The organism is Amycolatopsis sp. NPDC000009, from assembly GCF_055563465.1.
In genome coordinates, this window is the sequence record NZ_JBVHDI010000001.1 from 791,829 (window position 1) to 810,861 (window position 19,033).

Consider the following 19,033-nt stretch of genomic DNA (forward strand, 5'->3'; position numbering starts at 1 on the left):
GGCGAATCCGGTTGTGCGGTGGGCCGGCCGCTGCTGAACTGGTCCAGTGTTCGATGTCCGCTGGGAACGGCCACTGCATCAAGCCGGCTCGCCGTCCGCGATGGCGGTCACCGCACGTCATCTGGTCGTGCACGAACGAAGTACCCGATTGGCCGGGTTGGAGCCCGTCGGTGGCGCGGTGCGCTGGGATGTCCCCGTCGGGACATGGCCGCGTGCGGTCGTGATCGAACAACCGTATTGCTTGGTGATCCCGCAGAACAGCGGCAGGCTGCTTTGCCTGGATATCGAAACCGGTGAAGATCTCTGGCAGATGGAACCGGGCGCGTTCGCCGGTCACGTCGTGGTGAACGAAGACCTCGTGCTGGTGGGCGGCTGGCGCGGCTATACGCCACTGTCCGCTTTGGACCTGCGCACCGGCGCTGTGCGCTGGCGGGCGGGGGAGCACGGCAGCACCGTCTTGCCTGCCGCGACCGAGGGCGGGTTTCTTGTCGGGAAGCCGGGGCACGAATCCGTGCGATTGATCGATCGGGGTGACGGCCGGGAACTCGCCACGTGGTCCTTGCCGGAGCCTCTGGTCGGGCCGGACATCGGTACGGCGTTTCGTGCGGAACGTGGCGGCGGTTTCCTTGTGCGGTGCGGCGATCGCTTGGTCGTACGCATCGCCTTGTCCGAGACGAAAGCCGAGACAGTGGTCCGTGCCGAGCGCGACCTCATGCCCGGAGCCGTGGACCTCTGTGGTGGCTTGCTGTGGCTGGCCGAGCGGCGTGGTGGTTTCACGGTGGTCGACCCGTCGGACGGCGCCGGGCGGTGGAGGGTCCGGCATGACCGGCGGTTCGTCCCCTCGGTCGCGTCCGTGGACGGAGGGTTCGCGATCGCCGACGAGGGTGGGTCGTTGTTCCGGATCGACTTGGCCGGAGCGGTGTATGAGCGTGTCAGGATCACTCAGCGGATCAGGGACGTTCGCGAGCAAGCGCCTTCGAGGCTTGTTCTACTCGCGAAGGGGTCCATGATCGCTGTCGACGTCAGGAGCCCCGGTGACCATTGACAGGGGAATCCTCGACCCTTTCGGCACCCTCGGCCAAGCCCTGTGGATCTGCGGCGGCCAGTGGGCGGGAAAGTCCACCGTTTCCCGGTTGCTCGCGCGTCGCCACGGCATCACCGTCTACCACTACGACTTCCACGATGCCCGCGCTCACCAAGACCGCCGCATCGCTCACCGCGTCCGTAACGGACGGCCCGCCGCGGATCCCGACCCGGAGACCGTCTGGGTGGACACGACGCCCGAACGGATGGCCGCCGAAACGATCGCCGGTTTCCCGCTGCGGTTCGAATGGGCGCTGGACGATCTGCGCGCGCTGGTCTCCGGCCGCCCGATCCTCGCCGAAGGCTGGGGGTTGCGCCCGGAACTGGTCGCGCCGCTCCTGGATTCACCGCGGCGGATGATCGTGATCGTGCCCACCGACGGTTTCCGAGAGCACCAGGCCAGCGTGCTGCCCCGGGCCGGCTCGGTGGCACACCGGGTCAGCGATCCCGAACGCGCACAGCGCAACCGGATCGAACGGGATCGGCTGGTCGCCGACGACGCCGTCCGTACCGCGGAGGATCTCGGCATCCGGGTGCTGTGGGTCGACGGTTCGGAAGACGCCGACGCGGTCGCGGACGTCGTCGCCGAGCATTTCGGGCCCTACCTGGCCTGAGCGAGGTCGAGTACGAGGGTCGCCACCGCCAGCGCGAAGAACCCGCCGGGGAAGGCGATGTTGTAGAAGACGCGCGCCCGCACGTGGGTGAGGACGGCGCCGAGGTAGAACAGCACGAGCCCGACGGCCGCCGCGGTCCCGATGTACGGCACCCCGACCAGGCCGAGCAGCAGCCCGACGGCGCCCGCGGCCTTCAGCGCGGCCAGCGGCGGGATCCAGGACTGTGGGACGTCGACCTCGGCGGAGTTCTGGAGGACGAACGGGACACGCGCGAGATCGGCGGCGGCGATACCGGCGTTGATCGCGATCGTCGCGATGGTCACGATGAGATATGCGGTGAACATGCCCCCTGGACGAGGCCCGCGCCCGGAACGTGACGGTGGTCAGGGACGCCAGCGTTCGAGCACCGCGTCGATGGCGGGGCGGATGCGGTCGCGGGCGGCCTGCCGTTCCACGCCCGCCATGAGGAGGTCGTCGTACTCGGTGTCCAGATGCCGGATCGACGCGACGACGGCGAGGAACACCGCTCGTTCGGCCAGTTCCCGTCCGGCGGCCGACCGGCCCACCCGGCCGCTGCCGCGCACGCCCGCGTGTTCGGCGATGGCGCGTGCCCGCTCCGGCGGGCAGCCCGGGAACATCTCCGTGATCGCGGTGTGGAACCGGGCGGTGAACTCGACGTCCTCGTGGGCGCGGCGTTCACGATCCCGGTCGCGGCGCCGTTCCCGGACGTCCTCGTCGGCGAGGCATTGTTCCTCGGCGCCGCGCAGCGCCGCTTCCTCGACCAGGAGCCCTTGCCGCTCACTGCGCTTCCGTGACCGGTTGAAGCGGACGACCACGGCGGACAGCCGGCTCGCCTTCTTCGCCCGGCGGGTCAGGGCGGTGTCGCCGGCGGGCAGGAAGACCAGATGACCGAGGTCGGCGCAGTCGAGGCAGTGCGGCTTTTCGTTCTCCATGAACAGCAGGTCGCCGGTGCCGCCGCAGTCGGCGCACGTCCAGTCCTTCAGCGCCACGGAGACGACGAGATCCGGCGCTTTCCGTTGCCGGGCGAGGACTTGCGCGCGCTTGGCTTCGGACAGTCCCGGCATGAGCCACTGCGTCCGGAACAGCGGTTCGAGACCGGCCAGTTCGCCCGAGGTCACCCGGAGCACCGCCCGGTCGCGGGTCGCGCCGACGTGCTCGATCTCCGAGCTTTCGAGGGCCTTTTCCCGCGTCCACCGGTGAAGCGCGCCGAGGGCGAAGTCCAGCTTCTCGGCGCTCACCGGCAACGCGGTGGACAGGTCGGGGATCCGGCCCTGCTGCCAGCTCTTCAGAACGTTCTCCGGCAGCCAGCCGATGCCGGTCAGGACGTCGAGCGCGGTCACCGATTTCCGTTTGGACAGCAGCTTTTCCGCCGTCTCCACGACGCGCTGCTCCAGTTTCGCCTCACCTTGCATCGCCGGGAATCATAGCGATCAGGCGGTCTCGGTCCGCGCGCGGTACGCCCGGATCTTGGCGCGGTTGCCGCAGCGCTCCATCGAGCACCAGCGGCGGTTGCCCGAGCGGGAGGTGTCGAAGAACAGCAGGTAGCAGTCGTCGGCGGAACATTCGCGGACGCGGCCGGACCGCTCGCCCGCGACCAGGCCGATGGCGTCGCGGGCGACGGCGCCGAGAAGCTGCTTCCCGGTGACGGGCGGCGCCCAGGCGAGCCGCCGTGTCCCCGGGTCGACGAGCGGCCTCGGCGTTTCCGCGGTCCCGCTGTTCAGCAGGGCGAGGTCGTCGTCCGACGGCGCTTCGCCGCGGGCGAGGGCGGGTGCGACGCGGTAGAGCGTGTCCCGCAGTTCCTTGAGCGCGGCGAGTTCGCCGGGGCGGATGCGGACGTCGGTCAGGGGAGCGGTGAGCGCCAGCCGGGAGCCGGTGAACCACTCGGCGAGGTCGGACGGCGCGTGCGCGATTTCGTAACGCTCGTACGGGCCAGGGCCGCCGGTCAGCATCAGTTCGAGGCTGAGGCTGCCCGGATCGAACCGGTACCGCTCACCCTGGGCGTTGACGAGCAGTCTTGTTCCCGGAGTCATGTAACCACTATAGTCGGTTTCAGAAACCAGGTAAGACGGTTACGGCGGAGGCGTGATGATCGGCAAGACGAAGGACGCGGGCTGGGAGATCGGCGTGTCCAAGACGGTGGCGTATCCGCTGGAGCAGGTTTGGGCGTACCTCTCGGGTCCGGGCCTGGCGACCTGGCTGGGTGACGTGCGGCTGGAGCCGGAGAAGGGCGCGCCGTACGAGACGGCCGAGGGCACCGTCGGCGAGGTCCGTGGCTACCGCGAACAGGAGAAGATCCGCCTCACCTGGCGTCCGAGGGACTGGGATCACGAGAGCACGGTCCAGGTCGGGCTCCGTCCGGCCGGACCCGGCAAGACGACCGTCGTGTTCCATCAAGAACGGCTCGCCGGCCCGGAAGAGCGTGCCGCGCAGCGTGAGCACTGGCAGGCCGTGATGAAGCTGGTCGTCGACGGTCTCGCCGGCTGATCAGGAGAGCGTTCGCCGGGCGAGCTCGGTCAGAGTGCCGGCGATCCGTTCCGCGCTCAGGCCGAGTTCGCCCGTTTGGTGAAGAAAGACGTCCGCGGCGAGCGGTGCCAGCAGGATGTCGGCGAGCGCGTCCGGATCCTTCGCTTCCGCCTGCTCGGCGAGGTGGCGGACGTGGGTGCGCCACAGCCGGTACGGCCCGCTGCTGAAGCGCGAATGCCCGACCTCGGTGCCGAGGACGAGATGGGCGTGCCGGGCGAGCAGTTCGATCATCGCCGCGTAGAACGCGGCCAGCCGCTCGGCTGGTGGCGCGCCGGGGCCCAGCGGGGGAGGGCCGGTGAGCAGCCGCTCCTGTAATTCCCGCTCATGCTCGTCCAGCAGGGCGACGGCGATCGCTGAGCGGTCCGGGTAGCGGCGGTACAGCGTCGCCCTGCCGACCCCGGCGGCTTGGGCGATGTCCTCCATGGAGACGTCCGCGGCCGGGCGCGCCGCGAAGAGCTCTTCGGCGGCCTTCAGGATCTTCGCTCGGTTGCGGGCGGCGTCCGAGCGTTCCCGTCCCGGACCGGTCGCGAGCAGATCTTCTGGCATGTTTCGCAGCCTAGGGAATATCCGGACACGGTGTCCACTTGTACCCGGCGAAGCAAGTGGACACCGTGTCCACTTCCTGGTCCGGGAGGCCCCGATGAGCCACCTTCTCCACCTCGACTCCAGCGCCCGCAGCGCGTCGTTCTCCCGCGAGCTGAGTGCTCGTTTCGCCGAGGTCTGGCGTGCCGCGAACCCGGGCGCGGGCTACACCTACCGTGACGTCGCCGCCGACCCGGTGCCGCCGATCGGCCAGGCCTGGACCGAGATCTGCGACGCACTCCTCCAGGCCGGGATCACCGATCCGGCCGGCTACGCCTCGGTGGTGAAGACGCCGGGGCAGCGCGAGGCCTGGGCGGTCATCGAGCCGCTGCTGGCCGAGCTGCTCGCCGCCGACGTCGTGCTGATCGGGGCGCCGATGTACAACTTCTCGGTCCCCGCGACGCTCAAGCTGTGGATCGACCAGGTCACGTTCCCGAAGATGTCCTTGGCGGGCAAGGCTTTCGTGGTCGCGGGAGCACGCGGCGGCACCTATCTGCCCGGCACGCCGCGCGAGCCGGTCGACCACCACGAGCGCTACCTGCGTGACTTCTTCGCCGGGCACTACGACGTCCGGGACGTCACGTTCTTGAACTCCGAACTGACGAACGCCCTCGTCGACCCGGGGCTGAGCCCGCGCGATCCCGAGCGGATCGCGTCGCGGGAGCAGGCACTCCTCGGCGCCGAGAAAGCCGGCAGGGAAGTCTGATGGGCTGGGGAATCCTGCTGCTGGCGGGAGCCGTCGAGGTCGCCTGGTCACAGAGCATCAAGCCGACGGAGAACTTCACCCGGTTGTGGCCGACCGTGCTGTGCTTCGGTCTCGGCGTCGCCGCGGTCTACCTGCTGTCGAAGGCGATGGACTCGATCCCGGTCGGGACCGCGTATGCCGTCTTCACCGGCATCGGCGCGGTGGGCGCCATCGTGTTCGGCATCGTGATCCACAAGGATCCGATCGGTTTCGGCCGGTTCGCCGCGATGGCGCTGATCGTCGGAGGGGTCGTGCTGGCGAAGGTCGCGGAGTGACCTCGGGAAGGGGACTTTCCCGCCGGAGAGTCCCCTTCCCGTCGGGTCAGGCGAGCTTCTCCCACAGGAATTCGAGCATCAGCGCCCATTTGAACGCCAGCTGCTCGTTGTCGGCCGCCGCGCCGTGGCCGCCCTCGATGTTCTCGTGGTACCGCACGTCGTGTCCCTGCGCCAGCATCCGCGCGACCATCTTGCGGGCGTGCGCGGGATGCACGCGGTCGTCCCGTGTGGACGTGACGAACAGGACCGGCGGGTACTCGCCGTCACCGCGGACGTTCTGGTACGGCGAGTACTTCCCGATGAAGTCCCATTCCGCCGGGTCGTCGGGGTCGCCGTACTCGGCCATCCACGACGCGCCCGCGAGGAGCTTGTGATACCGCTTCATGTCCAGCAGCGGCACCTGGCTCACGATCGCGCCGAACAGGTGCGGATAGCGCGTCAGCATGACCCCCATCAGCAGCCCGCCGTTGCTGCCGCCCTGGATGCCGAGGCGCGCGGGCTCGCTGATGCCGCGCTCGACGAGGTCGGCGGCGACGGCCGAGAAATCCTCGTACACCTTGTACCGCTTGGCTTTCGTCACCGAGGTGTGCCAGTCCGGTCCGTACTCGCCGCCGCCGCGGATGTTCGCGACGACGTAGGTGCCGCCGCGCGAGAGCCAGCCACGGCCGATGATGCCGCTGTACCCGGGGGTCAGTGAGACCTCGAAGCCGCCGTAGCCGGTCAGCAGTGTCGGCCCGCCTTCGGCACCGGAGGGCCGTACGACGAAGTACGGGATCTTCGTGCCGTCTTCGGACGTCGCGAAGTACTGCGAGACCGTCATGCCGTCGCTGTCGAAGAACGCGGGAGCGCGCTTGAGGACCTCGACGTCACCGCCGACGTGTCCGTAGCTCAACGTCGACGGCTGGGTGTAGCCGCTGGAATCGAGCAGGTACTCGTCGCTGACGTCGGGGTCGGTGCCGGTGATCTGCGCGGTGCCCAGTTCCGGGGCGCCGGCGAGCGGCCGGGAGGCCCAGCCGTCGGACGGCGTGAGCACGCGCAATTCGGTCCGGACGTCGGACAGGGTCGAGAGCAGCAGGTGGTCGTGCGTCCACACCCAGTACTCCAGGGACGTGTGCGCGTCCGGCGTGAACAGCGTCGTGAAAGTGCGCTCGCCCGCCAGGAACGCGTCGAACCCGGCGGCGAGCAGAGCACCGGAGGGGTACGTCGTCCCTTCGACGGTCCAGTCCGAGCGGAGCCGGATCAGCAGCCACTCGCGGTGCGAGGACGTCTGCGCGTCTTCGGGGACCTCGATGCGGTCGAGCCCGGCGGGCGTCCGGACATATCGTTCCGTGCGGTAGAAGTCGATCGACCGGTAGACGAAGTCACGTTCCCAGCCTTCGGTCGGGTCGTGGTGGGCGGACACCGAGACGTCGTCCGCCTTGCCCTCGAAGACCACCGTCGCCTCTTCGAGCGGGGTGCCGCGCCGCCATTCCTTCGCCAGCCTCGGATAGCCCGAATCGGTCAGCGTCCCCGGGCCGAAATCGGTGCCGACGTAGACGCGGTCGCGGTCGATCCAGCCGATCCTGGTCTTGGCCTCGGGCACGAAGAACCCGTCCTCGGCGAACCGGCGCTCGCCGAGGTCGAACTCGCGGACGACGGTCGCGTCGGCGCCGCCCCTCGACAGCTCGACCAGCGCGCGGTCATAACCCGGGCGGAGGACGGCCGCGCCCTGCCACACCCAGTTCTCGCCTTCGGCTTCGGCCAGCGCGTCGACATCGAGTAGGAGTTCCCACTCCGGCGTGTCGAGCCGGTACTGCTCCAGGGTGGTGCGGCGCCACAGGCCGCGGGGGTTGGCCGAGTCCTGCCAGAAGTTGTACAGGTATTCGCCGCGGCGCCGGACGTACGGGATGCGGTCGTCGGCGTCGAGGACCTCGCGGACCTCGTCACGGATCCCGCCGAACCGCTCGCCACTCGCCAGTTCCGCCAGCGCCTCCGCGTTGCGGGCTCGCACCCAGTCCAGCGCCTTCTCGCCGGTCACGTCTTCCAGCCACAGGTACGGGTCCTCGTCGCTCATACCCACAGTCTCGCCGGGTGCTGTATCCCGGCGCCACCAGGTGTGGCATTCCGTATGCTGTGGGCTCGCACGTTTGGGGGACACCATGACCGGCACCGACGAGGTACCCAGACCGTTCACGCCTTCGCCGCCTCGTCCGGAAAGCCCGCGTAACACGGGAAACGCCGTGGTCGGTCTGCTCATCGTCGCCGCGTTGACCGCCACCGGGATGGCGATGGCGAGCGGACCGCGGACGATCGGCGGCCAGGCCCTCCCGGTGCCCGGCGCGTACACCTCGGAAGGAGCCAAGGCGCCTGCCGGGAACGCGAAGCCCGCGCCCGAGGAGGTGCGGGAACTCGAGACGAACCCGCTGCTGGCGGACGGGGTCGCGCTCGGCGCGGTCACCTGCCGGCTGCCCGCGATCAGCCGCGAGCCCGCGAAGCTGGAGGCGTACTACAAGACGTTCGTGTCGTGTCTCGCCGAAGCCTGGAAACCCGCCCTGGACCAGGCGAACGAGCCCGCGTTGACGGTGACCGTGCAGGTGACGCTGCCCGAGACCAGCGCCTGCGGGAAGGCACCGGGCGAGAACGAGGCCGTCGCCTACTACTGCGGCGGCGACACCACGATCTACGCGCCGACCCAGTGGATGCTGGGCGACGCGGGCCTCGAACGGTCCCGCCACCTCGCGACGATGGCCCACGAGTACGGGCATCACGTCCAGCGGTCGAGCGGGATCCTGTCGGCCGCCGCGGAGAAGATGTCGTCGCCGAACGAGGACAGCCCGGCCGACAAGGAACTGGTCCGCCGCATCGAACTGCAGGCGAACTGCTTCGGCGCGCTCGCCCTCGCCGCCGCCGCGGGGCGTGGGTCGATCAGCAGGGCACTGGCCAACGCCGCCCTCGACGACTACGGCCGCGCCGACGACAGCGACACCCACGGCAGCCGTCGTAACCAGCTGAAATGGGCGAAGGCCGGGTACTCCGGGAAGACGACGTCGGCGTGCAACACGTGGGCGGCCACGGCTTCGGACGTCAAATGACCGACGAGGTGATGACGGAGATCAACACCGGTCTCCAGCTGCACATCTCCGGTGACCGGGCCGGCGCGCGCGAGAAGTTCGCGGCGCTGTGGGAGCGGATCGGCGAGGACGGCGACCCGCTGCACCGGTGCGCGCTCGCGCACTACATGGCCGACGTGTGCGACGACCCGGCCGACGAACTCGCCTGGGATCTGCGCGCCCTCGCGGCGGCCGATTCACTCACCGACGAGCGCGCCAAGGAGTACCACGCGACCCTGGCCGTGCGGGGGTTCTACCCGTCGCTGCACCTGAACCTCGCCGAGGACTACCGCAAACTCGGTGATCACGAGGCCGCGAAGGCCCAGTGGGAGCTCGGGCGGGGCACCCTCGGCGCGCTCGGCGACGACCCGTACGGCACCGGGATCGTCCAGGCGTACGAAGCGCTCGCGACCAGGCTCGGTCTCGAACCGGACTCTCCGGACTTTCGCGCAGGGCGGTGAAGCCATAACCTGGAGTGACTCAGGTCACCCATCCGGGAGGAGCGCGTATGCGGATTTCCGATCTGTTGCGGACCAAGGGGGCGGCCGTCGCGACCGTCTCGCCGGAGACGAACGTCACCGAACTGCTCGAAAGACTGGCGGAGCACAACGTCGGCGCCCTGGTGGTCGTCGACGACGAGGGCGGGATCGTCGGGATCGTCTCCGAACGGGACGTGGTGCGCCGGCTCAACGAGCGCGGACCCCAGCTGCTCGACGGATCGGTGTCCGCGATCATGACGAAGATGGTCGCGAGCTGCACCCCCGAGGATTCGGTCGATCAGCTGTCGGTCCTGATGACCGAACGCCGCATCCGGCACGTCCCGGTCGTGGTGGACGGCAGGCTCGCGGGGATCGTGAGCATCGGCGACGTCGTGAAGACCCGGATGGAGCAACTGGAGAAGAGCCAGGAACAGCTGGAGGCGTACATCTCGCAGGGCTGATCCGCTCGTGAGTGGTAAGGACGGTTCTAACCGTCCTTACCACTCACGAGGCGCTTGGGGCTACTCGCGCCACCCCGACAACTCGACGCCCTTCGCCACGTCCACCCGGTACCCGAGCGTCACGACGCCCTTCGCGCCCGGAGCGAGCGTCAGCCGCCAGGTGAACTCGCCCAGCTCGGTCCGCTCCACCGGCTCCGGCGTGGTGCGCACATCCCGGACGGTGATCGCGTCGTCCCGGGAGACCGGCGCCTGGTCCAGTACGGTCACGACCGCTTCGCGCGGGCTGTGGTTGACGATCTCCGTGGTGTAGGCGGCTTCCCGCTTGCGGACACCGGACAGCGTCGCCTTGCTCGCCGTGCGGTGCACCAGTTCCCGCTCGACCCGGATCCGGTCGTCCACGCCGAGGGCGAGTTCGAGTTCCTCGCCCGGTGCCCAGACGTCCAGCCGGGTGGTGCCGACGAACTCCGTCTCGTGGAACACCGACGCCTTCCCCGGCCGCAGCGTGTGCTCCGAGGTGTTGACCACGGTCGCCCGCAGGAACGCCTCCGGTGACACCACCGGAGCGGTGACGTGACCCAGTTTCGCGGTCAGCTCCAGCTGCGCGAGCGTCGTGCGGTGACCCTGCGCCCCCGAGGGGACCGCCACCGGGCGGCCGGGCCGGTAGGTGACCGCGGTGGTGCCCTGTTCGACGGACGCCGTCCGCTCGGCCATCGGCGGGCCACCGGGTGCCGGCATGCCCACCGACTCCGGGATCCCGCCGCCCGCGGGCGACGCGCTGCCGTACGCCGCGCGCACCATCAACGGCTGGACCGGCCGCACACGGTCGAGGAACCAGGGGTCGAGCTCGGGCACTTCCACGGTGTTCGCCGGCCGCGCGGTGGAGAGGGCCAGTTCGCATTCCGCCCAGTCCTCGCCGGTGTGCTGGGTGATCCGCCCGTACCAGGTCAGTGAGACGTCCTCGCCGCGGACGCGCACGTCGTAACCCGGCTCCCAGCTCGCGTTCGCGACCACATAGGACAGTTCGAGGCCGATCTCCGCGCCGTCCTCCTGGGATTCCAGCTCGACCGTGACCGTCGCACTGTCCACTTCGGACGTTCCCTGTTTGGTCTCGATCTCGCGGTCGAGCGCCTTGAGGTCGTCACGGAGGCGGGCGAGGCGGATGCCGAGTTCGCGGCGCTTACCGAGCGCCTCGGCCAGCTGGGTGCCGAGCGCGTCGGTGACCTCGGCGACCCGGGGCGGCTCGGCCGTCCCCGCGGCGAGCGCCTTCGCGAAACTCTTGCCGCTGCGTGCCGCCAACCCGGTCAGCAGATCGACCTTCGCGGACTCCGCGGCGACGGCGTCCGCGACCTCGTCGACCACGGCCTGATCGGCGCGCCGCTGCTCGGTCAGCGCGCGCAGGGAGGCATCCGCGGGGGCGGGATGGCGCTCGACGGCGACGTCGACCCCGGCGATGACCGCCGGGCCGGAGCCGGTGACACGGACCGAATCGGTGTCGAGGTTCCACGGCAAGCCGGCGAAGGCGAAGCGCGTTTCGCCGTCGAGGGCAGCCGAAGCCCGCCTGGTGATCCGGGCGTGGTGCGGGTAGACGGTGACGGCGACGATCGGTGCTTCGAGGGTGCTCGGCATGCCTCCGACGTTAGTCTCTTGACACTCGTTCAGGTGGCCGGAAACCTCAGCTGGGTCTTGCCCGCCCGCCATTGGGGGTCCTGTGAGAGTCGCCAGGCTCGCTGCCCTGTTCACCGCCGTCCTGGTCCTGCCGGCGACGGCGTTGCCCGCTCAAGCCGACGCGCCGCCGGCACCGGTCTTCAAAGACGGCCAAGCCCAGCCGGTGTTCGACCCGGCGGACGTCATCCGGGAGAACGTCTGGGTCACCGCGCCGGTCGACAGCGACCGTGACGGCAAGGACGACCTCGTGCACGCGGAGGTCGTGCGGCCCCGCGCGACGCAGCAGGGCATGAAGGTCCCGGTCGTCTACCAGGCCAGCCCGTACTACGCGGGCGGCAACGACGTCGCGAACCACAACGTCGACGTCGAGCTGTACGTGCCCGGCGCGAAGCGTCCCCCGGCCGGCCCGCGGATCGCGACCAAGACCGTCGGCCCGAACGCGGCGCCGATCAGCTGGCGCTACCAGGACTACTTCACCGCCCGCGGCTTCGCCGTGGTGTACGGGGAGTCGCTCGGCAGCGGCCAGTCCACCGGCTGCCCGAGCAGCGGCGACGTCAACGAGACCATCGGCGCGAAGTCCATTGTGGACTGGCTGAACGGCCGCGCGACGGCACGGGACACGGCGGGCAAGGCCGCGGTCGCGGACTGGAGCACCGGCAAGACCGGCATGATGGGCGTTTCCTACAACGGGACGCTGCCCAACGCGGTGGCCGGCACGGGCGTCGAAGGGCTGGAGACGATCGTCCCGATCGCGGCGATCTCCAGCTGGTACGACTACTACCGCAACGACGGCGCCGTCGTCGCGGCCGGCGGCTTCCAGGGCGAGGACGCGGACGTGCTCGCGGACTACGTCTACACGCGCCAGGATCGCGCCGTCTGCCGTCCGCTGATCGACGGCATCGCGGTCGACCAGGACCGCGTGACCGGTGACTACAGCCCCTTTTGGGACGCGCGGAACTACCGCAACGACGTGAACAAGGTGCGGGCCTCGGTGCTCGTGGTGCACGGCTTCGGCGACTGGAACGTCAAGACCGACCAGGGCACCCGCTGGTACGAGATGCTCAAGGCGCGCGGCGTCGAGCACAAGATCTGGCTGCACCAGGCGGGGCACGCCGACCCGTACAGCCTCCGCCGCGACGTCTGGCTCGCCACGCTGAACAAGTGGATGTCGCACTACCTCTACGACGTGGACAACGGCATCGAGCGCGAGCCGAAGGCCACCATCCAGCGTGAGGACAAGTCGTGGGTGGACGAGCCGGAGTGGCCGCTGCCCGGCACCCAGGACGTGAAGCTCTACCCGTGGCCCGGCGGCTCTTCGAAGGGCAAGCTCGACACGCGCAACCCCGTTCCGGGCAAGGCTGCCGTCGAGACGCTGGCGGACGACGCGAGCAAGACCATCGAACAGCTGGCGGCCGCGGCGTCGTCGGGCAACCGGCTGCTGTACTCGACCACTGCGGCGAAGCAGCCCGTGCGGCTTTCCGGAACCGTGAAGACCGACCTGTCGCTGTCCTTCGACAAGCCGGCCGCGAACGTGACCGCGGTGCTCCTCGACCGCGCCCCGGACGGGACGGCGAAGGTGATCACCCGCGGCTGGACCGACCCGCAGAACCGGCGCGACCCCGCCCGCACCGACCCGATCACCCCCGGTGAGAACTACAAGGTCGAGGTGGAACTGGTCGCGAAGGACTACCTGGTCCCGGCCGGGCACAAGATCGAGTTCCTGGTGGCCTCCAGCGACCACGACTACACGCTCCGGCCGAAGCCGGGTGCGGGTGTCTCGGTCGAGCTGAACCGCACTTCGCTGGTGCTGCCGGTGGCGGGCGGCAAGCCCGCGCTGCGAGCCGCTTTCGGCTGAGTGGGCCGGCTTCCGTGAAGGCCTCCTTTCCTACTCTGAGGGTAGGGAAGGAGGCCTTCGCTACGTCACACCGCGGCCGTGGCGGAGGCGTGTTGCGAAAGCCACTTTCGCAACCTCCAGCGTTGCGGAAGTGGCTTTCGCAACGTCACTCCGCGGCCACCGACCCCAGCCAGAATCCAGTAGGTAACCAAGCCGCGGACCTGACCGCCTCGCTGGCGTCGCGAAAGCCACTTTCGGGACACCTGATGTCTCGGAAGTGGCTTTCGCGGCACGCGATACAGGCGCTCGGGGTGCGGGACGGGCGTCCGGCGTTTCGGGCGGAAAACCCCGACCCGACCTCGGGCTTGTACGGAAAATGTATTTCCTCCGGCTTTGCTTCGGGCCGTCCGGCTTCCCCACCTGATGGAGGTCTCCATGTCCAGGTTGCGCCGTTTCGCAGTGCTCGCCGCGGCCGCCGTCATCCCCGCGCTCGGCTTGACCCTCGCCGGTACGACGCAGGCATCGGCCGCCCCGAACTTCCAGGTCCCGTTCAAATGCGGCGTCACGGTCACGGCGGCGACGTTCAGCGGGCACAGCCCGGCCAACTCGGTCGACTTCCAGAAGTCGGGGATCACCGGGATGCCGGTGCTGGCGTCGGCGGGCGGCACCGTCACCCGGGTCGCCAACGAGGGCAGCACGAGCTACGGGCGCTGGGTCGAAATCGACCACGGCGGCGGCTGGCGTACCCGGTACGCGCACTTGTCGACCCAGTCGGTCTCGGTCGGCCAGGCCGTCAGCCTCGGCAAGCAGATCGGCACGGCCGGGGCGACCGGCGGCGTGACCGGCCCCCACCTGCACTTCGAACAGCGGCTCAACGGGGTCGCGCAGAAGGCGGTGCTGCACGGGGTCGCGGTGCCGTACTACGGCCACACCAACTTCACCAGCAAGAACTCGTGCGGCGGTAACCCGTACTCGGCCACCGAGGTGTGCGGCAGCGGGTTCTCGGTCGTCGACTCGCAGGCGCTCGCGAACGGGTCTGGCACCGCGTACCTGCTCTACAACGGGTCGACCAAGGCCAACTGCGTCACCACGCTGAAGGCGGTTTCGCTCGGTACCGCTTCGCCGGTTTCGGCGTTCCTGGAAGTCCAGGGTTCGGCTCGCGTGACCGACTCCGGCAGCTTCTCCTACTACGCCGGGCCGGTGAAGAAGACGGCCGCCGCGACCTGCGTCAAGTGGGGCGGCTCGGTCGGTTCGAACACCTATGAGAGCCCGTTCGAACACTGCGACTGATCCCGCGGGACCGGGCACTGTAGACCGCCCCACCGACAGGATCCGCGTCCCCGCGCTGGTCCCACGGTGGTTGTCCACAACGGTCCCGGCTGTCCACAGATGTGTCGTGCCCCCACCCGGCGGCCCCATTCCCGCCGCAGGGTGGGGGCATGACCACATCCACACCGACCGGCAGGACCAAGGTCGATCTGACGGATCCGGCGGACCTGCTCGCCGCGATCCCGTACCTCCTCGGCTTCCACCCCGAGGACTCCGTAGTCGTCCTTGGCCTGCGCGGCCCGGGACGCATGCAGCACGGCCTCGTCATGCGTGCGGACCTGCCGCCGCCTGGCCTGGAACACGACCAGGCGCGTGAACTCGCGGTCAGGCTCGCCGTGACCGGCCACACCGGTGCCACCGTCGCGGTGGTCGGCGGCGGCACCGCGAACAAGGCGGGGCGGCCACCACGCCGCCGGTTCGTCCGGCGCCTGGAAGCTTCCCTGGCCGAGTACGAGATCTCGCTGAAGCATTCGGTGTGGGCGCCCCGGATCGCCGCCGACGTGCGCTGGGGCTGCTACCGGGAAAAGACCTGTGGTGGTCTCCTGCCGGACCCGCGCGACTCGGTGGCCGCCGCGGTCGTCACCGGTGCCGGGCAGATCACCCATGCGAGCAGGGACGAGCTCGAGCGTCTCTTCGACCCCGTCGCGCCGGAGACGCTCGCCAGACGTGCCGAACTCCTCACCAGGATGGCCGACCCGCCGTGGCGAGGCCGAGATCCCGTCCAGGCGGGAGTCGCCGAGGTGAACGCCGCACTCACCCGGGCGGACGGCGGTGACCCGGTGATCACCGACGACCAGGCCGTCCGGCTGGCCTGGGCGCTTTCCCTGGTCGAGGTCCGGGACGCCTGTGTGCTCACCGCCGCGCCGGCGGACTCGCCGCTCGCCCGCACCGCGGAGGACCTCTGGCTCACCTTGGCCCGGGAACTCCCGGCACCCGAAAGGGCCGAGGCGCTCGCCCTGAAGGCGCACGCCGCCTACGTCCGGGGTGACCTGGCGGCCGCCGGGATCGCCTTGGCCAGGGCCGCCGAAGCCGACCCCGACCACGGGCTGGCGAAGCTGCTGACCATGGCCCTGCACGCGATGGTGGCGCCGTCCGAGCTGTCCGGAGAGGTTCTGCGGCAGCGAGCCGGAGGAACGCCCGAGATCCGCCTCAGGCGTTCTGACGGGAGCGGGTGAACGCCCAGGCGTCGGCGACGATGCCGTCGAGGTCGGTGCGCTCGGGCTTCCAGCCGAGTTCGTTTCCGGCCCGCTCGCTGGAGGCCACCAGCACCGACGGGTCGCCCGCCCGGCGCGGAGCGACCGCGGCGGGGATCTCGTGGCCGGTGGTGCGGCGGCACGCCTCGATCACCTCGAGCACCGAGAAACCGGTGCCGCTGCCGAGGTTGTAGATGCGGTGTTCGCCGTCGGCCGCGTGGCGCAGCGCCAGCAGGTGCGCGTCGGCGAGGTCGACCACGTGGATGTAGTCGCGGATGGCGGTGCCGTCCGCGGTCGGGTAGTCGTCACCGAAGATCTGGATCCGCTCGCGATCCCCGGTGGCGACCTGGAGCACGAGGGGGATCAGGTGGGTTTCGGTGGTGTGCCGCTCGCCGATGGAGCCGTAGGCGCCGGCGACGTTGAAGTAGCGCAGGCTGACGGCGGCGATGCCGTGGGCACGCGAGAACGAGGTGATCGCGTGGTCGATGGCCAGCTTCGTCGCACCGTAGGTGTTGGTCGGCTGGGTCGGCGCCGTCTCCGGGATGGGGGAGGACTCGGGCTCGCCGTAGGTGGCCGCGGTGGAGGAGAACACCAGCCGCTTCGTGCCGTGGTCGCGCATCGCTTCGAGCAGGCGGAGCGAGGTCAGGACGTTGCCTTCCCAGTACTTCGCCGGATCCGTCATCGACTCGCCGACCAGCGACTTGGCGGCGAAGTGGAGCACACCGTCGAAGCCGTCGCCGAGCAGCCGCCCGGCGACCTCGGCCGCGTCGCCTTCGACGAAGGTGGCGTCCGGGTGCACCGCGTCGGCGTGCCCGGTGGAGAGGTCGTCGACCACGGTGACGTCGTGTCCGGCCTCGACGAGGCGGGCCGCGCAGACGCTGCCCACATAACCGGCGCCGCCCGTCACCATCAGCTTCAGGGTCTTGGTCGGTTCGTCGGTCACGTTCGCGCCTTTCTGCTGCGGATGCGGTCGCGGCCCAGTGTCCTCGCCCCCGGGCACCGGCCGCGCCCCGGGGTACGGGTGTGGCCCAGGGAATCCGGCCTCGGCGTGTTCCGCCTCAAAACACGCGAGTTCCGTCTTCAAGCACGCGTGTCCCGTGTCCGGACACGCGAATCACGCCAAAGCGGCCTTCACGGCACGCCTCGGCATCACGGAGACGATTCCTCGCTAGAGCTCGTCGCTGCCCGCGCCGCGCGACGGCACGGCGGTGAACAGCCTGGGGTGGCGCAGATCCGCCGCTTCGTACGCGGCCTTCACCGCTCGCCCGACGGCGTCCACATCGGACTCGCGGACCAGCGCGATCGCCGAACCTCCGAAGCCGCCGCCGGTCATCCGCGCGCCGAGTGCCCCGGCTTCGCGGGCCGAATCGACGGCGAGGTCGAGTTCACGGGTGGAGATCCGGTAGTCGTCGCGCATGCTCGCGTGCGAGGCGTCCAGATGAGGGCCGATTTCGGTGATGCGGCCCGCCCGCAGCAGGTCCACGGTGTCGAGGACGCGCTGGTTCTCCGTCACCACGTGGCGTACCAGGGGCACGAGTTCGTCCGGCAGCCTGCCGAGCGCGGCGGCCAGCCCGTCGACGTCGATGTCCCTCAGCGCCTTCACCTCGAGCAGTTCCGCGGCGCGCTCACAGCCGCGGCGACGTTCGCCGTAGCCGCCCTCGGCGTGCGAATGCTTCGTGCGGGTGTCCATGATCAGGATCCGGACGCCGGATTCCTCCAGCGGGAACGGCACCTGTTCCATCTCGCCGGAGCGGACGTCGAGGAACAGCACGTTCGACTCCGTGCAGCACAGCGAAGCGGTCTGGTCGAGCAGACCGGTCGGCGCCCCGACGAAGTCGTTCTCCGAACGCTGCACCCAGCGCGCCACCTCGTGCAGGCTCGGCGAACCCCCGCCGGTGCCCGGAGTGATGCCCGCCAGCCCCAGCAGGGCGAGCGCGACGGCGCATTCGAGCGCGTGGGAGGAGGACAAGCCCGCCCCCGACGGCACGTTCCCCGCGATCGAGACGTCCGCGCCGCCACCGAGGCCCTGGTCACGCAGGACCCACGCGACCCCCGCCGGGTACGCGGCCCACCCCTCGACCGAGCCGGGCCGCAGGTCGGCGACCGTGAGCGGGCCGGATTCCTGGACCCTGCCGTCCGAGCCGAGGGTGGCCACGGTCAGCACACCGTCCTCGCGCGGCGTCGCCGCGGCGGCGAGCCGGTGCGGGAGGGCGAAGGGCAGCACGAAACCGTCGTTGTAGTCGGTGTGCTCACCGATCAGGTTCACCCGGCCCGGCGCGGACCAGACCCCGGCCGGAGCCCGGCCGTGGAGGGCCTGGAAGGTCTCCGCGGCGTCGGACGCGGCGCTCACCTGGCCTGCGCAAGCACGGCGTGCAGCGCCGACACGGGCACCTGCGCGCTGTTGCTCCCGCCGGTGACCTCGATGGTGCCGCCGGGCGCCGCCTTGCCGACCTTGACCCGGCTGCCGGGCACGATGCCGACCGACTTGAGCTCCGTCATCAGCGTCTCGTCCAGCTGCACGTGCTCGGCGATGCGGCGGATCTCGACCTCGCCGCCGCCCATGCGGGCGAACTCGTCGAGCCGCACGAGGTCGGCTTCGGCAGGCGGAGCGGGATCGCCGTCACCGAGCTTGTCGAGCCCCGGGATCGGGTTGCCGTAGGGCGACGTGGTGGGGTGGTCGAGCAGTTTGACCAGCTTGCGCTCGACGGCCTCGCTCATCACGTGTTCCCAGCGGCAGGCCTCGTTGTGGACGTGCTCCCACTCCAGGCCGATGACGTCGACCAGGAGGCGCTCGGCCAGCCGGTGCTTGCGCATGACCGCGATGGCGAGTTCGCGACCGTGCTCGGTCAGCTGCAGATGCCTGTCGTCCGCGACCACGACCAGTCCGTCGCGCTCCATCCTGGCGACGGTCTGGCTCACGGTCGGGCCGCTCTGCTGCAGCCGCTCCGCGATCCGGGCCCGCAGCGGGACGACACCTTCTTCTTCGAGCTCGTAGATGGTACGCAAGTACATCTCTGTGGTGTCGATGAGATCGTTCACGCTGTCCCCTTCGTCCGCGTTGCTCATCGTAGTCGCTGGCACCGACAGCGACGCAGGCGTGGGGAGAACAAGCGCCGAGCCGGGAAAAGTCCCCCAAGCTG

20 protein-coding genes are annotated in these 19,033 nt (G+C 70.1%); 11 read left to right on the top strand and 9 right to left on the bottom strand.

Features of this window, described 5'->3' with window-relative positions; all coding sequences use genetic code 11:
• Positions 1 to 46 precede the first annotated feature (46 nt).
• Positions 47 to 1,045: an outer membrane protein assembly factor BamB family protein gene (locus ACZ3HL_RS04005; protein WP_465528632.1), complete on the top strand. Its 999-nt coding sequence runs from the start codon at positions 47 to 49 to the stop codon at positions 1,043 to 1,045.
• Positions 1,035 to 1,697: a hypothetical protein gene (locus ACZ3HL_RS04010; RefSeq protein WP_465528634.1), complete on the top strand. Its 663-nt coding sequence runs from the start codon at positions 1,035 to 1,037 to the stop codon at positions 1,695 to 1,697. Before ACZ3HL_RS04005 ends, ACZ3HL_RS04010 begins: the two co-directional genes overlap by 11 nt.
• Here ACZ3HL_RS04010 and ACZ3HL_RS04015 read toward each other — a convergent pair.
• The 3 genes from ACZ3HL_RS04015 to ACZ3HL_RS04025 are packed head-to-tail and all read right to left on the bottom strand — an operon-like array spanning position 1,685 to position 3,748.
• Positions 1,685 to 2,041: a DoxX family protein gene (locus ACZ3HL_RS04015; protein ID WP_465528636.1), complete on the bottom strand. Its 357-nt coding sequence runs from the start codon at positions 2,039 to 2,041 to the stop codon at positions 1,685 to 1,687. The two genes, ACZ3HL_RS04010 and ACZ3HL_RS04015, sit on opposite strands and share 13 nt — an antisense overlap.
• Positions 2,042 to 2,080: 39 nt before the next feature.
• Positions 2,081 to 3,130, bottom strand: a complete 1,050-nt coding sequence (locus tag ACZ3HL_RS04020; RefSeq protein ID WP_465528638.1) for a DUF2293 domain-containing protein — start codon at positions 3,128 to 3,130, stop codon at positions 2,081 to 2,083.
• An 18-nt stretch (positions 3,131 to 3,148) separates the two neighbouring features.
• Positions 3,149 to 3,748: a CGNR zinc finger domain-containing protein gene (locus ACZ3HL_RS04025; RefSeq protein ID WP_465412007.1), complete on the bottom strand. Its 600-nt coding sequence runs from the start codon at positions 3,746 to 3,748 to the stop codon at positions 3,149 to 3,151.
• A 55-nt stretch (positions 3,749 to 3,803) separates the two neighbouring features.
• Between ACZ3HL_RS04025 and ACZ3HL_RS04030 the strand changes: the two genes are divergently transcribed.
• Positions 3,804 to 4,202, top strand: coding sequence for an SRPBCC family protein (locus tag ACZ3HL_RS04030; RefSeq protein WP_465528640.1), 399 nt, complete (start codon positions 3,804 to 3,806; stop codon positions 4,200 to 4,202).
• Here ACZ3HL_RS04030 and ACZ3HL_RS04035 read toward each other — a convergent pair whose 3' ends face one another.
• Positions 4,203 to 4,787, bottom strand: a complete 585-nt coding sequence (locus tag ACZ3HL_RS04035) for a TetR/AcrR family transcriptional regulator (RefSeq protein ID WP_465528642.1) — start codon at positions 4,785 to 4,787, stop codon at positions 4,203 to 4,205.
• 94 nt (positions 4,788 to 4,881) lie between these two features.
• On the opposite strand from ACZ3HL_RS04035, the gene ACZ3HL_RS04040 reads away from it, so the two are divergent.
• Both ACZ3HL_RS04040 and ACZ3HL_RS04045 read left to right on the top strand, forming a co-directional pair.
• On the top strand, positions 4,882 to 5,529 hold the full coding sequence (locus ACZ3HL_RS04040; RefSeq protein ID WP_465528644.1) for an FMN-dependent NADH-azoreductase: 648 nt from the start codon (positions 4,882 to 4,884) through the stop codon (positions 5,527 to 5,529).
• Positions 5,529 to 5,843, top strand: coding sequence for a DMT family transporter (locus tag ACZ3HL_RS04045; protein WP_465528646.1), 315 nt, complete (start codon positions 5,529 to 5,531; stop codon positions 5,841 to 5,843). The genes ACZ3HL_RS04040 and ACZ3HL_RS04045 overlap by 1 nt, the downstream gene beginning before the upstream one ends.
• Before the next feature lie 46 nt (positions 5,844 to 5,889).
• Here the strand turns inward: ACZ3HL_RS04045 and ACZ3HL_RS04050 are convergent, their stop codons facing one another.
• Positions 5,890 to 7,896, bottom strand: a complete 2,007-nt coding sequence (locus ACZ3HL_RS04050; RefSeq protein WP_465412012.1) for a prolyl oligopeptidase family serine peptidase — start codon at positions 7,894 to 7,896, stop codon at positions 5,890 to 5,892.
• 85 nt (positions 7,897 to 7,981) lie between these two features.
• Between ACZ3HL_RS04050 and ACZ3HL_RS04055 the strand changes: the two genes are divergently transcribed.
• Genes ACZ3HL_RS04055 through ACZ3HL_RS04065 form a run of 3 tightly spaced genes read left to right on the top strand, consistent with a single transcriptional unit; the run spans position 7,982 to position 9,872 of the window.
• Positions 7,982 to 8,914, top strand: coding sequence for a neutral zinc metallopeptidase (locus ACZ3HL_RS04055; RefSeq protein ID WP_465528648.1), 933 nt, complete (start codon positions 7,982 to 7,984; stop codon positions 8,912 to 8,914).
• Positions 8,911 to 9,393 carry a hypothetical protein gene (locus tag ACZ3HL_RS04060; protein WP_465528650.1) on the top strand — a complete coding sequence of 161 codons (483 nt, stop codon included), beginning with the start codon at positions 8,911 to 8,913 and terminating at the stop codon, positions 9,391 to 9,393. Before ACZ3HL_RS04055 ends, ACZ3HL_RS04060 begins: the two co-directional genes overlap by 4 nt.
• Positions 9,394 to 9,440: 47 nt before the next feature.
• Complete coding sequence (locus ACZ3HL_RS04065) at positions 9,441 to 9,872, top strand: CBS domain-containing protein (RefSeq protein ID WP_465412015.1); 432 nt, start codon at positions 9,441 to 9,443, stop codon at positions 9,870 to 9,872.
• 60 nt (positions 9,873 to 9,932) lie between these two features.
• Here ACZ3HL_RS04065 and ACZ3HL_RS04070 read toward each other — a convergent pair whose 3' ends face one another.
• Positions 9,933 to 11,498 carry a DUF4139 domain-containing protein gene (locus tag ACZ3HL_RS04070; RefSeq protein WP_465528652.1) on the bottom strand — a complete coding sequence of 522 codons (1,566 nt, stop codon included), beginning with the start codon at positions 11,496 to 11,498 and terminating at the stop codon, positions 9,933 to 9,935.
• 82 nt (positions 11,499 to 11,580) lie between these two features.
• Here ACZ3HL_RS04070 and ACZ3HL_RS04075 point away from each other — a divergent pair, with 82 nt between their 5' ends.
• The 3 genes from ACZ3HL_RS04075 to ACZ3HL_RS04085 all read left to right on the top strand — a co-directional run bounded on the left by ACZ3HL_RS04075 (position 11,581) and on the right by ACZ3HL_RS04085 (position 15,875).
• Positions 11,581 to 13,392: a Xaa-Pro dipeptidyl-peptidase gene (locus ACZ3HL_RS04075; protein WP_465528654.1), complete on the top strand. Its 1,812-nt coding sequence runs from the start codon at positions 11,581 to 11,583 to the stop codon at positions 13,390 to 13,392.
• Positions 13,393 to 13,806: 414 nt separating this feature from the next.
• Positions 13,807 to 14,661 (top strand): M23 family metallopeptidase, encoded by an 855-nt coding sequence (locus tag ACZ3HL_RS04080; protein ID WP_465528656.1) that lies wholly within the window; start codon positions 13,807 to 13,809, stop codon positions 14,659 to 14,661.
• Positions 14,662 to 14,810: 149 nt separating this feature from the next.
• On the top strand, positions 14,811 to 15,875 hold the full coding sequence (locus ACZ3HL_RS04085; RefSeq protein WP_465528658.1) for a DUF4192 domain-containing protein: 1,065 nt from the start codon (positions 14,811 to 14,813) through the stop codon (positions 15,873 to 15,875).
• On the opposite strand, the gene galE is transcribed toward ACZ3HL_RS04085, so the two are convergent.
• The 3 genes from galE to ACZ3HL_RS04100 all read right to left on the bottom strand — a co-directional run bounded on the left by galE (position 15,850) and on the right by ACZ3HL_RS04100 (position 18,959).
• Positions 15,850 to 16,803: a UDP-glucose 4-epimerase GalE gene (gene galE, locus ACZ3HL_RS04090; RefSeq protein WP_465412496.1), complete on the bottom strand. Its 954-nt coding sequence runs from the start codon at positions 16,801 to 16,803 to the stop codon at positions 15,850 to 15,852. The two genes, ACZ3HL_RS04085 and galE, sit on opposite strands and share 26 nt — an antisense overlap.
• A 258-nt stretch (positions 16,804 to 17,061) precedes the next feature.
• Positions 17,062 to 18,243, bottom strand: a complete 1,182-nt coding sequence (gene galK, locus ACZ3HL_RS04095; RefSeq protein ID WP_465528660.1) for a galactokinase — start codon at positions 18,241 to 18,243, stop codon at positions 17,062 to 17,064.
• Complete coding sequence (locus tag ACZ3HL_RS04100) at positions 18,240 to 18,959, bottom strand: metal-dependent transcriptional regulator (RefSeq protein ID WP_465528662.1); 720 nt, start codon at positions 18,957 to 18,959, stop codon at positions 18,240 to 18,242. Before ACZ3HL_RS04100 ends, galK begins: the two co-directional genes overlap by 4 nt.
• Positions 18,960 to 19,033: the final 74 nt, after the last annotated feature.

Excerpts from the sequence above, each read along its gene's own strand:
- ACZ3HL_RS04040 (WP_465528644.1), top strand. The coding sequence starts at position 4,882 with ATGAGCCACCTTCTCCACCTCGACTCCAGCGCCCGCAGCGCGTCGTTC.
- ACZ3HL_RS04070 (WP_465528652.1), bottom strand. The coding sequence starts at position 11,498 with ATGCCGAGCACCCTCGAAGCACCGATCGTCGCCGTCACCGTCTACCCG.
- ACZ3HL_RS04065 (WP_465412015.1), top strand. The coding sequence starts at position 9,441 with ATGCGGATTTCCGATCTGTTGCGGACCAAGGGGGCGGCCGTCGCGACC.
- ACZ3HL_RS04100 (WP_465528662.1), bottom strand. The coding sequence starts at position 18,959 with ATGAGCAACGCGGACGAAGGGGACAGCGTGAACGATCTCATCGACACC.
- ACZ3HL_RS04085 (WP_465528658.1), top strand. The coding sequence starts at position 14,811 with ATGACCACATCCACACCGACCGGCAGGACCAAGGTCGATCTGACGGAT.
- ACZ3HL_RS04030 (WP_465528640.1), top strand. The coding sequence starts at position 3,804 with ATGATCGGCAAGACGAAGGACGCGGGCTGGGAGATCGGCGTGTCCAAG.
- ACZ3HL_RS04055 (WP_465528648.1), top strand. The coding sequence starts at position 7,982 with ATGACCGGCACCGACGAGGTACCCAGACCGTTCACGCCTTCGCCGCCT.
- ACZ3HL_RS04015 (WP_465528636.1), bottom strand. The coding sequence starts at position 2,041 with ATGTTCACCGCATATCTCATCGTGACCATCGCGACGATCGCGATCAAC.
- galE (WP_465412496.1), bottom strand. The coding sequence starts at position 16,803 with ATGGTGACGGGCGGCGCCGGTTATGTGGGCAGCGTCTGCGCGGCCCGC.
- ACZ3HL_RS04080 (WP_465528656.1), top strand. The coding sequence starts at position 13,807 with ATGTCCAGGTTGCGCCGTTTCGCAGTGCTCGCCGCGGCCGCCGTCATC.
- ACZ3HL_RS04035 (WP_465528642.1), bottom strand. The coding sequence starts at position 4,787 with ATGCCAGAAGATCTGCTCGCGACCGGTCCGGGACGGGAACGCTCGGAC.
- ACZ3HL_RS04060 (WP_465528650.1), top strand. The coding sequence starts at position 8,911 with ATGACCGACGAGGTGATGACGGAGATCAACACCGGTCTCCAGCTGCAC.
- ACZ3HL_RS04050 (WP_465412012.1), bottom strand. The coding sequence starts at position 7,896 with ATGAGCGACGAGGACCCGTACCTGTGGCTGGAAGACGTGACCGGCGAG.
- ACZ3HL_RS04025 (WP_465412007.1), bottom strand. The coding sequence starts at position 3,748 with ATGACTCCGGGAACAAGACTGCTCGTCAACGCCCAGGGTGAGCGGTAC.
- ACZ3HL_RS04045 (WP_465528646.1), top strand. The coding sequence starts at position 5,529 with ATGGGCTGGGGAATCCTGCTGCTGGCGGGAGCCGTCGAGGTCGCCTGG.
- ACZ3HL_RS04020 (WP_465528638.1), bottom strand. The coding sequence starts at position 3,130 with ATGCAAGGTGAGGCGAAACTGGAGCAGCGCGTCGTGGAGACGGCGGAA.